Annotated in this window: 14 protein-coding genes; 11 read left to right on the top strand and 3 right to left on the bottom strand. The window is 54.7% G+C overall.

Translation table 11 applies throughout. From position 1 onward, the window contains the following. Positions 1-25: 25 nt before the first annotated feature. The 5 genes from xerD (at position 26) to ACE6ED_RS05220 (ending at position 5,354) form a co-directional block, all read left to right on the top strand. Entirely contained in the window at positions 26-916 is an 891-nt protein-coding gene (gene xerD / locus ACE6ED_RS05240) for a site-specific tyrosine recombinase XerD (protein ID WP_410826034.1), read from the top strand. Between the two features lie 95 nt (positions 917-1,011). Then, a complete protein-coding gene (gene deoB / locus ACE6ED_RS05235) occupies positions 1,012-2,202 on the top strand; it encodes a phosphopentomutase (protein ID WP_410826033.1) in 1,191 nt (396 codons plus the stop codon). Positions 2,203-2,206: 4 nt separating this feature from the next. Further along, entirely contained in the window at positions 2,207-3,031 is an 825-nt protein-coding gene (locus tag ACE6ED_RS05230; RefSeq protein WP_410826032.1) for a purine-nucleoside phosphorylase, read from the top strand. A gap of 45 nt (positions 3,032-3,076) precedes the next feature. Further along, entirely contained in the window at positions 3,077-3,943 is an 867-nt protein-coding gene (locus ACE6ED_RS05225; protein ID WP_410826031.1) for a purine-nucleoside phosphorylase, read from the top strand. A gap of 112 nt (positions 3,944-4,055) precedes the next feature. Next, positions 4,056-5,354, top strand: coding sequence for a pyrimidine-nucleoside phosphorylase (locus tag ACE6ED_RS05220; protein ID WP_410826029.1), 1,299 nt, complete (start codon positions 4,056-4,058; stop codon positions 5,352-5,354). 195 nt (positions 5,355-5,549) lie between these two features. On the opposite strand, the gene ACE6ED_RS05215 is transcribed toward ACE6ED_RS05220, so the two are convergent. Further along, on the bottom strand, positions 5,550-6,365 hold the full coding sequence (locus tag ACE6ED_RS05215; protein WP_410826028.1) for a peptidoglycan recognition protein family protein: 816 nt from the start codon (positions 6,363-6,365) through the stop codon (positions 5,550-5,552). Between the two features lie 403 nt (positions 6,366-6,768). Here ACE6ED_RS05215 and ACE6ED_RS05210 point away from each other — a divergent pair, with 403 nt between their 5' ends. The 6 genes from ACE6ED_RS05210 (at position 6,769) to ACE6ED_RS05185 (ending at position 11,750) form a co-directional block, all read left to right on the top strand. Continuing rightward, entirely contained in the window at positions 6,769-7,806 is a 1,038-nt protein-coding gene (locus ACE6ED_RS05210) for an acyltransferase family protein (protein ID WP_410826027.1), read from the top strand. 106 nt (positions 7,807-7,912) lie between these two features. Continuing rightward, positions 7,913-9,112, top strand: coding sequence for a D-alanyl-D-alanine carboxypeptidase family protein (locus tag ACE6ED_RS05205; protein WP_410826025.1), 1,200 nt, complete (start codon positions 7,913-7,915; stop codon positions 9,110-9,112). A 185-nt stretch (positions 9,113-9,297) separates the two neighbouring features. Next, complete coding sequence (gene spoIIAA, locus ACE6ED_RS05200; protein WP_410826024.1) at positions 9,298-9,651, top strand: anti-sigma F factor antagonist; 354 nt, start codon at positions 9,298-9,300, stop codon at positions 9,649-9,651. After that, on the top strand, positions 9,648-10,103 hold the full coding sequence (gene spoIIAB, locus ACE6ED_RS05195; protein ID WP_410826022.1) for an anti-sigma F factor: 456 nt from the start codon (positions 9,648-9,650) through the stop codon (positions 10,101-10,103). The genes spoIIAA and spoIIAB overlap by 4 nt, the downstream gene beginning before the upstream one ends. Positions 10,104-10,114: 11 nt before the next feature. Continuing rightward, entirely contained in the window at positions 10,115-10,870 is a 756-nt protein-coding gene (gene sigF, locus ACE6ED_RS05190; protein WP_410826020.1) for an RNA polymerase sporulation sigma factor SigF, read from the top strand. A gap of 229 nt (positions 10,871-11,099) precedes the next feature. Next, positions 11,100-11,750 (top strand): Vat family streptogramin A O-acetyltransferase, encoded by a 651-nt coding sequence (locus ACE6ED_RS05185; RefSeq protein ID WP_410826151.1) that lies wholly within the window; start codon positions 11,100-11,102, stop codon positions 11,748-11,750. An 89-nt stretch (positions 11,751-11,839) separates the two neighbouring features. Here the strand turns inward: ACE6ED_RS05185 and ACE6ED_RS05180 are convergent, their stop codons facing one another. Next, positions 11,840-13,042: an MFS transporter gene (locus tag ACE6ED_RS05180; protein WP_410826018.1), complete on the bottom strand. Its 1,203-nt coding sequence runs from the start codon at positions 13,040-13,042 to the stop codon at positions 11,840-11,842. A gap of 115 nt (positions 13,043-13,157) precedes the next feature. After that, positions 13,158-13,460 carry an ArsR/SmtB family transcription factor gene (locus ACE6ED_RS05175; RefSeq protein WP_410826016.1) on the bottom strand — a complete coding sequence of 101 codons (303 nt, stop codon included), beginning with the start codon at positions 13,458-13,460 and terminating at the stop codon, positions 13,158-13,160. Positions 13,461-13,529: the final 69 nt, after the last annotated feature.

Raw genomic sequence — 13,529 nt, 5'->3', positions numbered from 1 at the left:
AGGCGGAAGTAAGGAGCGTGAACCGATGAAACGGTACCTGCAGCCTTTTTTGCATGATCTGTCGGATCATAAAGGACTGTCCCGCAATACGCTGGAGTCTTACGGCCGCGATATTTCACAGTTTCTGGAGTACGCGGAGCAACGCGGAGTGGAGGCGGAAGAAGAGATCCGCAGCAGCCACGTCGTCATGTACTTGTCCCAGCTGCGGCTGGATGGACGCGCGGCGTCGACGGTGAACCGGAACGCGGTTTCGATCCGGGCTTTTTTTCATTATTTGCTGAAGGAACGCCGGATTGTGCATGACCCGACCCTGGAGCTGGAGACCCCGAAGACGGAAAAAAAAGCGCCTATGGTGCTCAGCATCGCCGAAGTGGAACGGCTGCTGGCTGAGCCGCAGGCCGACAGCGCCCAGGGCAAACGCGACAAAGCAATGCTGGAGCTGCTGTATGCGACGGGGATCCGGGTGTCCGAGCTAATTTCGCTGAATGTCGGAGACGTGTATACGGATATGAAGTTTGTCCGCTGCACCGGCGCTTCCGGCAAAGAGCGGATCATACCGATCGGCGGCCTTGCCGCGCAGGCGGTGGAAGCTTACGTAAACGGGGAACGGGACAAGCTGCTTAAAGGAAAGACGGACGAGCCGGCGCTGTTCCTGAATAGTCTGGGCGGGCGGCTGACCCGGCAAGGCTTTTGGAAAATCATCAAAAAATACGCCCGCGAAGCGGGGATCGAGCAGGATATTACGCCGCATACCCTGCGGCATTCCTTTGCCGCTCACCTGCTGGAGGGCGGGGCGGACCTGCGTTCCGTCCAGCAGATGCTGGGCCACGCGGATATTTCCACAACCCAGATTTACAGCGGGATCGCCAAACGCAACATGAAGGAAGTGTACGAGAGCCATCATCCCCGGGCGTAGGCTTTTGCGGGAGGAAATTTCCCTAATCTGGCAAGCAATCCCGTGAAAGGGGTAAGATAGGGATAGGGCTCAACCAAGAAGGAGTGAACAGAAGGATGGCTTCATTTAAACGCATTGCTTTTATCGTTCTGGACAGTGTGGGCATCGGCGAAGCGCCGGATGCCGCTTCGTTTGGAGACGCCGGTTCGCATACGCTCGGTCATATTCTGGAGCGGGTGCCGAACCTTAAGCTGCCAAACATGCAGCGGCTTGGACTGGCCAACATTGCGCCGCTGCCGCCGCTGCAGCCTGTGGACAAGCCGGAGAGCTACTACGGCAAGATGCAGGAAGTTTCGGTCGGTAAAGACACGATGACCGGACATTGGGAGCTGATGGGGCTGAAGATCGAGGTGCCGTTTAATACGTACCCGGACGGCTTCCCGGAAGAGCTGATCCACAAGTTCGAGGAAGCGACCGGACGGAAGGTCATCGGCAACAAGCCCGCTTCGGGCACGGAAATTCTGGTGGAATACGGCGAAGAGCAGATAAAGACGGGAGCGTGGATCGTTTACACCTCGGCGGACAGCGTCTTCCAGATTGCTGCTCACGAGGAGATTATCCCGCTGGACGAGCTGTACAAAGCCTGTCATATCGCCCGCGAGCTGACGATGGCACCTGAATTTTCGGTCGGCCGCGTCATCGCAAGACCTTATGTGGGGCAGCCCGGAAAGTTCGTGCGGACGCCTAACCGGCATGACTATGCGGTGAAGCCGCCGGAGCCGACTGTGCTGAACGCGCTCAAGGATGCCGGCAAGGACGTTATCGCCGTGGGCAAAATCAACGATATTTTCAGCGGCGAAGGCATTACGGAGGCGTATCCGACCAAAAGCAACGAACACGGAATTGAAGTGACCATTGAACAGCTGAAACGGCCGTTCGAAGGGCTGCTGTTCACCAATCTGGTGGACTTTGATTCGCTGTACGGACACCGCCGCGACCCCGAAGGCTACGGCCGGGCGCTCGAGGTGTTTGACGCCGCGCTTCCCGAGATAATAAGCACGCTTGGCCAGGACGATCTGCTGATCATTTCCGCAGACCATGGGAATGATCCTATCCATGCCGGCACGGACCACACACGGGAATTTGTGCCGCTGCTTGTGTACGGACCGGGCCTTACGGCGCCTGAAAGCCTCGGGCTGCGCGAGACGTTTTCGGACGTGGCCGCGACGATCGCGGATAACTTCGGGGCAAAGGCGCCGAAGTATGGCACCAGCTTTTTGCAGCAATTGAACCAGGGAGGAAGATAACCCCATGAACGCTATCAATCAGGCAGCCATCGCGGAAGCGGCGGCGTATATTCGTCAAATCAGCCCGGAACGGCCGGAAATCGGTCTGATTCTCGGCTCCGGTCTCGGCGTGCTGGCCGATCTTATTACCGAAGAAGTAAGAATCGCCTATCATGACATCCCCCATTTTCCGGTATCCACGGTGGAGGGACACGAAGGCGAACTCCTGCTTGGCGTAATTGAAGGGCGCCGGGTTGTGATGATGAAGGGCCGCTTCCATATGTACGAAGGCTATGGACCCGAAACAACGGCATTTCCGGTACGGGTGATGAAGGAGCTGGGTGTAACCAGCCTGCTTGTTACCAACGCGGCGGGCGGCGTTAACACGGACTTTTCGGCCGGCGATTTGATGCTGATTACCGATCATTTGAATCTGACCGGACGAAATCCGCTGATTGGACCCAACGATCCGGAGCTTGGCGTACGGTTCCCCGATATGTCGTCCGCTTACAGCCGCAGACTGCTCGACGCGGCGCGCGAAACCGCTGCTTCCCAAGACTATACGTTCAGAGAAGGCGTGTATGCGGGTCTGCTGGGGCCAAACTATGAGACGCCGGCCGAAATCGTTATGCTGCGCCGCCTTGGCGCGGATGCCGTAGGCATGTCCACCGTCTCCGAGACGATTGTAGCTCGCCATGCGGGCATTGAAGTGCTGGGCATTTCCTGCATTACGAACATGGGCGCAGGCATTTTGGACCAGCCGCTGTCCCATGACGAAGTGATGGAGACGGCCGAGCTGGTGCGTGAACGGTTCCTGCGTCTCGTGCTGGCGCTGATTCCGAAGATGTAACTGCAATACATTCGTAGACTACTCACAGTTCAGGAGGATTCCATTATGACCCAACCGACTGCAGCCGCCGCATACGGCGCCCAAGTCAAAGAAGCGGCAGAATACATCAAAGGCAAGCTGGGGGCATATTCACCCGTCATCGGGCTGATCCTTGGCTCCGGCCTCGGCGATCTGGGCGACCAGATTGAAGACGCCGTTTACCTTCCTTACGAGGAAATTCCGCATTTTCCGCGTTCCACCGTGGAAGGCCATGCGGGCCGTTTTGTCATCGGCAAGCTGGAAGGCAAAGACGTGATGATTATGCAGGGCCGCTTCCATTATTACGAAGGTTATTCGATGCGCAAAGTGGTTCTTCCCGTCTACGTGATGGCCAAACTGGGCATCCGGACGCTGGTAATTACTAACGCCGGCGGCGGTATGAACCGCGGGTTCAAGGCAGGAGATCTGATGCTGATCACCGATCACCTCAACATGACCGGCGACAACCCGCTGATCGGGCCTAACGATCCGGAGCTGGGCGTCCGCTTCCCGGACATGTCCCAGGCTTACGACAAGGAATACATCGCGCTGGCCAAGCGGCTTGCGGAAGGAATTACCGGCGTTACCGGCGAGAAGCTGTCGCTGCAGGAAGGCGTGTATGCAGGCATTACAGGCCCAACGTACGAGACTCCGGCGGAGCTGAAGATGTTGGCCGCGCTTGGCGGAGACGCTGTAGGCATGTCCACGGTTCCCGAAGTGATCGTCGCCAGCCACAGCCGCCTGCGTGTATTGGGCATCACCTGTATTACGGACATGGCGATCGGCGACGAGCTGGAGCCGCTGACTCATGAGCAGGTCGTTAAGGTCGCTAACGAAACCAAACCGAAATTTATCGGTCTGGTCCGGGCGTTTGTCCGCGAAGTCCAGGCGTAATAAAGCATAATCTCACGTAAAACAGCCGGATGACCGCGCCCTTGTACCGTATTTTTGCGGTCAAGCGCGCGGTCGTTCGTGATTACAGCAGGAATAGAGGAGGCGAAAACGCATGAGAATGGTTGATATCATCCACAAAAAACGCGAAGGCGAAGCTCTGTCGAAGGCCGAAATCGATTTTATGATCTCGGGTTATGTGCAGGGAGAGATCCCGGATTATCAGATGTCCGCGTTCACGATGGCGGTGTGCTTTAACGGGATGGAGGACGAAGAAGTGTCCCATCTGACGCATGCGATGGCTTATTCGGGCGACACGGTGGATTTGTCGGCGATTAAGGGCCGGAAGGTAGACAAACACTCCTCAGGCGGCGTAGGCGACAAAACCAGTCTGATCGTGCTCCCGCTGGTCGCCTCTATCGGCATTCCCGTAGCAAAAATGTCCGGCCGCGGTCTCGGGCACACAGGCGGAACGGTCGACAAGCTCGAGTCTATCCCCGGCTTCCGGGTTGAGCTGCCAAACGAAACGTTCATCGACAATGTCAACCGGATCGGGATGGCGCTGGTCGGACAGACCGCCAACCTTGTTCCGGCGGACAAAAAGCTGTATGCGCTTCGGGATGCATCGGGAACGGTTGAATCCATACCGCTGATCGCCAGCTCGATTATGAGCAAAAAAATCGCTTCCGGTGCGGATGCGATTGTATTGGACGTAAAGGTGGGCTCGGGCGCGTTTATGAAAAACCTCGCCGATGCCAAACGGCTGGCTCAAATTATGGTCAGCATTGGAAACAACTTGGACCGCCGGACGGTGGCGGTGCTCAGCAACATGAACGAGCCGCTTGGCTACGAGGTCGGCAACGCCAACGAGATCATGGAAGTGGTCGAGGTGCTGAAGGGCAGAGGGGAAGCGAAGTTGACCGAGCTGTGTGTTGAGCTTGCCACCCAAATGGCAGTGCTGGGCGGAGAGTTCGGCAGCAGAGAGGAAGCGGCGGCCCGTCTGAAGGAAGCCATCGCATCCGGTGAAGGGCTGCGGAAATTCGCTGAATTTGTGGCTGCGCAGGGCGGCGCAACGGAGTTCATCGACGACTATGCACACCTGCCCCAAGCGGCGGAGCATATTGAAGTGCGCAGCACGGCGACAGGTTACGTGGCCGGCATTGACGCGGAAGAAATCGGTGTGGCGGCGATGCTGCTTGGCGCCGGGCGCAAGACCAAAGCCGATCCGATTGATTACGCCGTCGGCGTGACGCTGAAGAAAAAATGCGGGGATGCCGTGGCCGAAGGCGAAGTGATTGCTATCGTGCACAGCAACGGCGGCCATGAGGCGTCCGTGGGCAAGATTGTGGATGCGTTCCAAATCGCACCGGTTCGGGCTGCGGCCGCACCAATCGTGTACGAGGTTGTGGAATAATCGGTTAACCCGGCGAAATCCCGCACAGGCAGCGATGCCCGAGCGGGATTTTTTTTGTTGGGGTTTAAGCAATGTACCGGGAGAGCGGATCCCAAGCGAGCGCTTAGGCTGCGTGCTCCAAACATCATGCTCCAAACATCATGCTCCTGGCACGCTTGCCCTGACAGCAGATTGCAGACAGCGGGCTGAGAACCTTTAGCTAATATATAACTTCTTGCTGACGTTATCCCAGGTAACCTTGTGGCCGAGCTGCCGCAGCACATCAATCGGCACATAATTCTGATTGTCTTTCAGCAGACCTTCGTACACACTGTTATCTTTAGTCAGCACATTTTTTACGGTTTCCACGTTTTTTTCCTCCTTCGATTGATCCGCAGGGACCGCTGGGGGTTTTGCACCCGGTGCTTTCAATCTTTCCAGCTCCGCTTGAACGGCTGGCAGGAAACCTTTTTTTGCTGCCGCAACCGTATTTCCGTCTCCCCAAAACCGGGTTCCCGGGCAGGTCTTGGACGATTTACCCGGCGTATAGTCGGCCAGTCTCGAACCATCCGGCGTAAACCAGGCATGATACACAATATGGTCGGTATCTACCGGCAGTTTAAGCTTCAAGGCAAGACAAGCGTATAGGTGCGCCGTGGCTGCACGCTGGGCTTCCGTCATCCGGTCGCCGCCTTCGTCGAAGTTGCCAATAATTTCGATGGTAACCGCGCCGGTATTGGCGCCTTTGATCCCTGCGGGGGTCTTATTCAAATCCCGGTCCAGACTGATGCCGTATTGGCCGGTCTCCAGCACCGAAATATGCTGCCCCGTAGCGGACCAGCCGTTCCCCAAATGGGCGGTGCGCATGCCTTCCAGACAGCGGAAGCCGTCCTGGTTTTTACGTGTCGTATAGTTTGGGCTCCAGGTGTGATGCACCTGCAGCATCGTTATGCGGCGGGTGATGGTTTGCCGGTCAAGCCAATCCATAAATTCGCTTGGTTCAAGCAGAAGAAAATTTCCTTTTTGCTGCAAAGCGTATCTCTCCTTGTCCTATAAATCCGGGTATGCACCCGTCTGATTCGTGGCACGCCCGCTTTGAGAACGGACGCCGTCTGTTTTGAATGCTTAATGAACGGGCAGTTTCCTTTTCCTTCCTTCTCCCGCCGTAACTATATCAAATTTTTCTAAATGCGGAGAAGGATGAAATTTTTTAATCGTCACTGCTACTTAAGAGGGGGAGGGATTTCCTATTCACGAAAAAAAATTGTCGAATAGCGCGGACAGTCTGCCTACAAATGAAGTCTTTTTATAGGTGTGATTCATTATCTTGATGCCAAACGTGCACAAATCTGCGTTTTTGCCTTGTAATGCTTATCCGCCTTCTCTACACTGAACGTAACCAAAAAGCATAGAAAATAGGAGGAGGATGGGAAAAATGTCGGAAAAACAGCGCGAGCTGTGGATCGATGTCGCCAAAGGCTTCAGCATTTTGTTTGTGGTGATGGGGCATTCGGGCGATGTGACAGCGAACCACTACTTGTCCTGGTTCCGGATGCCGCTGTTCTTTCTGTTAAGCGGGCTTGTGTTCAAGCCCGTTGATCCTGTCCGCTTCGGCGGATGGGCGATTCGCAGAACAAAAGGACTGATGACGCCTTATTTTGCGTATGGGCTGCTGATTGCCGTGATTCTTGCGGGAGCTACGCTTGATGTGCGAGGTTTGGCCGAGTCGGTTGCGAGGCTGCTGTATGGAGGTTTGGCGCTGACCGGACCGTTTGGGGTGTTCTGGTTCATCACCTGCCTGCTTGTCACGCAGCTGGTCTTCGGTTACTTGACCCGTTTTGCCCTGCGGACGCAGCTTATCGTTGTAGCCGCCTGCTACATAGTGGCCCAAGTCATCGCGATGAGCCCGCTTCAGTCGGTAAACATGCCCTGGAATGCGGACGTCGCGCTGCTGGCAATGGCCTATTACGCGATGGGCTATTACGGCAAACGCTGGATTCCTCTGATTATCCGGCGCCTGGATGTGCTGCCGCTGCTGATCCTGATTAGCGCCGCGGTGTTTTATGCCGATTATTCGGGCGTCTATAGTTACACCCTAAACATGAAATATAAGGATTACAGCGGTCTGCTGCCGGATTTGGCGATTCCTGCCGTTCTGTCGCTGACCGTGTGCGCACTCGTCTACTGGGCTGTAAAAATCCTTCCCCTGCGGCTTATGGCCGACCTCGGACGCAACACAATCGCAATTATGTATCTGCATCTTCCGGTGAACTACGGCCTAAAGGCGGTGCTCGGGACAGACTACGGCATCTTTTGGTTTACGCTGGCGGGCGTACTGCTGCCGCTGTTCGCAGCTGCGGGGCTCAGACGCAGTCCGCTATTGGCCAAACTGTATTTGGGGCACAGCAGCGGCGGACCCAAACCTGCGTTATATCGTGATCAGGCGAGCGGCGCGGCATCTGCGGGCAAATAACGCTGTTTTTGCTTCTTTCTGAAAAATGGAATATTTTACTCCCTTTCTGACGAAACTGGAACACAGCACCTGGAATTCCAAGGTTAACGTTCAGGAGGGGAAAATAGTGAAAAAGAAGCGCACAGCACTGAAGCTGCTGCTAGGACTTGGATTGGTTTTGCCATTATGCGTTCCTGCGCCAGCTGCGTATGCCGAGGAGCCGGCAGGCCAGGCGAAAGCCGCCGAGCCGGTACTGGCGCCCGGAGCCCGCTCGGCCATCCTGCTGGATGCCGGCACCGGCACCGTCATTTACGAGAAAAACAGCCATGACAAGCTTCCGCCTGCAAGCATCACAAAAATCATGACGATGCTGCTAACTGTGGAAGCGCTGGATGCGGGTACGCTTAAGCTGACGGACAAAGTCCGGGCGAGTGAATACGCGGCTTCGATGGGCGGATCGCAGATTTTTCTGGAGCCCGGCGAGGAAATGACCGTTGATGAAATGCTGAAGGGAATTGCAATGGCTTCCGGCAATGATGCTTCGGTGGCGATGGCTGAGCGGATTGCGGGCTCGGAGAGCGCATTCGTTGATTTGATGAACAAACGTGCGCAGGAGCTCGGCATGAAGGACACGCATTTTGCCAACTGTAACGGTCTTCCCGCTGAAAATCATTATTCTTCCGCACACGACATCGCCGTGATGAGCCGGGAGCTGCTGAAGCACAGCCAGATCGTCAAGTATACCGGAGCTTACCAGGATTACCTGCGCAAAGATTCGCAGAAGCCGTTTTGGCTGGTCAACACGAATAAGCTGGTCCGCTTTTACACCGGCGCGGACGGACTGAAGACCGGCTACACCGCGGAAGCGAAGTTCTGCTTGTCCGCCACGGCGTCCCGTGACGGCCTGCGGGCGGTTGCCGTCGTGCTCGGCGAGCCGAATACCAAAACCCGCAACAGTGAAGTCGCGGGGATGTTCGATTATTTGTTCTCCCACTACAAGGTGCACACGATTCACAAAGCGGGCGAGCAGATGGGCACCCTGAAGATTGAAAAAGGCGTCAAAGCCGAGCTGCCTCTGACCGCAAAGGAAAACTACAGCGTGCTGCTGAAAAAGGGCGTGGCCCAGGAAGGCATCCGGCATGAGCTGGTCCTGCCGAAAAACGTTAAAGCGCCAATTGCGAAGGACCAGACGGTCGGAAAACTTGTTGTATATCAAGGCGAAGCCGTGCTGAAGGAATATGAAATCAAGGCAGGCGAAGCGGTCGGCAAAGCGGGCTGGTGGCAGCTGTTCAAGCGGACGGCGGGCTCGATGTTCTCCAGAGACTAAGCGGCAATAACGCTTAGGCTGCGTCCTTTGTTGAAAGTTGCATGTTTTCTTCTAGTTTTGTCGGCAGGCAGGATTCCCCTTTTCCGCTGTAGAAAACCTTGTCCTTGGAGATTGCGGGCGATTCCCGCTCTCCATGCGGGTATGGACCGGAGGGTTTTCGAACTACGAAGAGGAGAGTGGCAAGCATGAATTCCAATGTGCAGATGGAACACCGCCGGGGGGTGCTGATCGTCCGGCTGACGGGGGAACTCGATCATCACGCGGCGGATGAAGTCCGGATGGCGCTTGACGAAGCGATCCTGCGCCGGCAGGTGGAGCATTTGGTGCTCAGCCTGGCCGATCTGCAGTTTATGGACAGCTCCGGCCTTGGCGTCATTTTGGGCCGTTACAAGCTGATTCGGGCCAAAGGCGGCAAAATGGCGGTCTGCGGCGTAACGCCGCCGGTTCACCGGCTGTTTGAAATGTCGGGTTTATTCAAAATTATGCCCGTTTACGACGACGAGGGAGCGGCGCTCTCGGATTTGGAGGTAGCGTTATGACAAACGAACAAGCCCGAAATTTCATGCACGTCCAGTTTGCGGCCCTGTCCGAAAACGAGTCGTTTGCCCGGGTCGTTGTGGCGGCGTTTGTCTCCCGGCTTGATCCGACGCTCGACGAGCTAAACGATCTGAAGACCGTCGTGTCCGAAGCGGTCACGAACAGCATCATTCACGGATATGACAGCAACCCGGAGGGGGTTGTGCGCATTTCGGCTGCGATCGAAAACGAGACCGTCTTCCTGACGATCGAAGATGAGGGACAGGGAATTGACGATCTGGAACTGGCGAAGCAGCCGCTGTATACTTCCAAACCGGAGCTGGAGCGCTCAGGGATGGGCTTTACGATTATGGAGAATTTTATGGACGAGTTCGAAGTGACCAGCGAGCCGGGACGGGGAACCGTCATCCGGATGAAGAAGACGATCGTGTCGAAAAAAGCCTTATACAATTAGGGGTTGGAGCCATGGAAGCAGGATCGAAACAAGCTCCGCCGACCTATCTGGACGATGCGGAGGTCAAACGTCTTATCGCGCTGAGCCAGGCGGGCGACTCGGTAGCCCGCGACACGCTCGTCAGTTGCAATATCCGGCTTGTATGGTCGGTTGTGCAGCGGTTTATGAACCGGGGGTACGAACCGGACGATTTGTTCCAGATCGGGTGCATCGGACTGCTCAAGTCCGTTGACAAGTTCGATCTGAGCTACGACGTCAAGTTCTCCACCTATGCCGTGCCGATGATCATCGGCGAAATCCAGCGTTTTTTGCGCGACGACGGCACGCTGAAAGTCAGCCGTTCCCTGAAGGAGATGGCGAACAAGGTCCGCAAAACAAAAGACGAGCTGTCCAAAACGATCGGACGGCTGCCGACGATCGGCGAGGTCGCGGAGGAGCTGGGCGTAAGCCCGGAGGAAATTGTGTTTGCACAAGAGGCAAACAAACCGCCGACCTCCATTCACGAAACTGTGTTCGAGAACGACGGCGACCCGATTACCTTAATCGATCAGATTGCCGACGACTCCCAGGAGCGCTGGTTCGACAAGCTGGCGCTAAACGAAGCGATCGGGACGCTGAGCGAACGCGAGCGCCTGATCGTCTATCTCCGGTACTACCGTGACCAGACCCAATCGGAGGTGGCCAGCCGTCTTGGAATTTCACAGGTTCAGGTATCACGGCTGGAGAAAAAAATCCTCCAGAGCATACGGGAGCAGATCGCTCAGTAACTCGGCAGCCGTAAGTGAAAATGCCTATAACAACGAATAACTGTTGATTATTGACGAAAGCCGTCCGAAAGGGCGGTTTTTGGCGTTTCGGTATGAAACGTGGCGAAAGGCGCATAGAAATTTATTGTTTTTTAAAGAGGGTAGAGAGATTGGCGGGAATGTGGTATTTTGGATCACGAATGGAAAAATCAACCTTATGGCTTCATACGAAGCGGAAGGGGAGGAAACGATGAACTACGGACCCGACAAAACGAAGCTGTACCCCAACGATCAAATCCGCACCGTCTGTTATATCCGCAATTTGCCGGCCCGGCCGAATGTGGAAATCGGCGATTATACGTATTACAGCGATAATACGCATTCACCCGAGCTATTTTACGATCATATCCAGCATCATTACGAGTTTTTGGGCGACCGCCTGATTATCGGCAAGTTCTGCGCCATCGCTGAAGGCATTACCTTTATCATGAACGGCGCCAATCACCGGATGGACGGGCTCAGCACGTATCCGTTTAATATTTTTGGCGGGGGCTGGGAAAAAGTGCAGCCAACGCTCGATCAGCTGCCGTTCAGAGGCGACACAGTAATCGGCAATGATGTATGGCTCGGCCAAAACGTCACCATTATGCCCGGCGTCCATATCGGCAACGGTGCGATTGTCGCAACGAATTCCACAGTCGTCAAGGATGTGGAGCCTTATACCATTGTGGGCGGCAATCCGGCCCGGCCCATCCGTAAACGGTTCAGCGATGAAATGATTGCCCTGTTACAGGAACTGAAATGGTGGGATTGGGAGGAACAGCATTTATTCGAGCATCTGGAGCAGATTGTATCGGCCAATACGCCGGAAGCAGTGCGGACCTTGATGAACAAAGCATGAGCCGGTTTTCCGCGCATCAGCTCATGCCGTACATCAAGGTCCGCATACGGCGGTTCCAACAGGTTAACTAAGCTACAGATAATGTAAAATCAGACTTCATACCCGGCAGGTGGTTCGGAGGATCGTTTTGTGTGGAATTGGCTCATTCGCATCTTCAAGAACATCACCACCACGATCGCAATCGCGACTCCAACCATCGCAGCCCATGTAACCGATGACAGGGACACCCGGTCGACCATGATTCCTCCGATCCCTGCGCCCGCTGCCATTGACAACTGCATCATGGATTGATTTAGACTCAGCATAATTCCAGAATAATTCGGCTCAATCTGTACCAGATTGTATTGCTGCGTTGGACCGGAGGACCAGGCTGCAAACGACCACAAGATCAGGAAGGCAACAATCGGCAGCCATGAGTGCGTATAGGTAACGGTAAGAGAGAGGAGAAGCAGCGCTGCGACGTGCAAGAGCATTCCCCCGGACAAGGTCGGGAATACCCCCCATTTATCCGCGCTGAAACCGCCGAATTTGGATCCGGCCAGGCTAGCGATGCCAAACGCCAACAGTACTCCGCTCAGCATACTGTCTTGCAAGCCTGCAACATCAAGCAGATAGGGTGAAATGTAGGTGTAGGCAATCGAATACCCGGTCATCCAAAAAAAGGTGATGGCAAGACCAAGCGCTACTTTTCCATTTTTCAGGAAGGCAAGTTGCTTGGACAACGGAACCGGTTTATCTCCTGGAACCCGAGGGATGACGGTATAAAGAACGAACATAGCCGCCAGACCTGCCAAAGCCAAAATACCGAAAATGGACTTCCACCCAAAGTGTGCTGTAACGATACGTCCAAGCGGCACGCCGATAATCAAGGAAGCCGTAAAGCCCATAACCACGGTTGCAATTGCGCTTGCTTGTTTACCTGTGGCAGCGATTTTTGCGGCAATGTCCAAGGCGGTTACCACGACCATTCCCGCGCCTAAGGCCATAATGACGCGGGCTGCGACAAACAGTGAATAGCCAGGCAAAGCGAATGACAATACATTCCCAATTACGAAGATACCTAGCGCCCAAACCAGCAATTTTTGTCTTTCCGCCTTTGCTGTCAATGCCATGAGAACCGGGGTGCTGATGGCGTACACGAAGGAAAAAATCGTGACCAGCTGCCCCGCAGAGGTAACGGAGATGCCCATCGTATTCGAGATCTTATCCAAGATGCCGGAAATAACGTATTCAGATGTGCCCACTAAAAAAGTAACCAAAGCCAAGAAATAGACTTTCCACGAATTAGACAATGCATTCACTTCCCTTTCTTTGTTGTTTAATAGTTATCTATAAAATATACATATCGCGATATGTCGATTTAAAGGGCAAATAAAAACTGAATACTGGTGAGGTATTCAGTTCCGGTTAAAGCTTCTGTTTCAAATAGGCAGCCAGCTCGCTTATCTTCTCTTCATCTCGTTTGTAGTAGGTGTATTTGCCGATCCGCTCGGTTCGAATCAGTCCGGCCCGCTGCAGAATGGACAAATACTGCGAAGCCGTTGACTGCGTCATATTCAACTTATCCGTCACTTGACTGACGCATACCCCGATTGCCCTCATATCCACTCCTTCATGGGGCACAAAATGTTTTTCGGGCTCCTTGAGCCACTGTAGAATCTGCAGCCTCGACTCATTAGACAATGCCTTGAACACTTCAATTGGATCCATAGCTCATATTATATCTACATTTTCCGATATGTCAATAATTCGTCGCGGTCAAAAAGCCATTTTCTTACC

This window comes from Paenibacillus nanchangensis, from assembly GCF_046543445.1.
In the GTDB taxonomy this organism is placed as follows: Bacteria; Bacillota; Bacilli; order Paenibacillales; family Paenibacillaceae; genus Paenibacillus_AQ; species Paenibacillus_AQ nanchangensis.
This window is presented reverse-complemented; position numbering and strand designations above follow the sequence as displayed.

Coding starts and splice junctions, on each gene's coding strand:
- spoIIAB (WP_410826022.1), top strand. CDS start 9,648: ATGACAAACGAACAAGCCCGAAATTTCATGCACGTCCAGTTTGCGGCC.
- spoIIAA (WP_410826024.1), top strand. CDS start 9,298: ATGAATTCCAATGTGCAGATGGAACACCGCCGGGGGGTGCTGATCGTC.
- sigF (WP_410826020.1), top strand. CDS start 10,115: ATGGAAGCAGGATCGAAACAAGCTCCGCCGACCTATCTGGACGATGCG.
- ACE6ED_RS05220 (WP_410826029.1), top strand. CDS start 4,056: ATGAGAATGGTTGATATCATCCACAAAAAACGCGAAGGCGAAGCTCTG.
- xerD (WP_410826034.1), top strand. CDS start 26: ATGAAACGGTACCTGCAGCCTTTTTTGCATGATCTGTCGGATCATAAA.
- ACE6ED_RS05185 (WP_410826151.1), top strand. CDS start 11,100: ATGAACTACGGACCCGACAAAACGAAGCTGTACCCCAACGATCAAATC.
- deoB (WP_410826033.1), top strand. CDS start 1,012: ATGGCTTCATTTAAACGCATTGCTTTTATCGTTCTGGACAGTGTGGGC.
- ACE6ED_RS05175 (WP_410826016.1), bottom strand. CDS start 13,460: ATGGATCCAATTGAAGTGTTCAAGGCATTGTCTAATGAGTCGAGGCTG.
- ACE6ED_RS05225 (WP_410826031.1), top strand. CDS start 3,077: ATGACCCAACCGACTGCAGCCGCCGCATACGGCGCCCAAGTCAAAGAA.
- ACE6ED_RS05210 (WP_410826027.1), top strand. CDS start 6,769: ATGTCGGAAAAACAGCGCGAGCTGTGGATCGATGTCGCCAAAGGCTTC.
- ACE6ED_RS05230 (WP_410826032.1), top strand. CDS start 2,207: ATGAACGCTATCAATCAGGCAGCCATCGCGGAAGCGGCGGCGTATATT.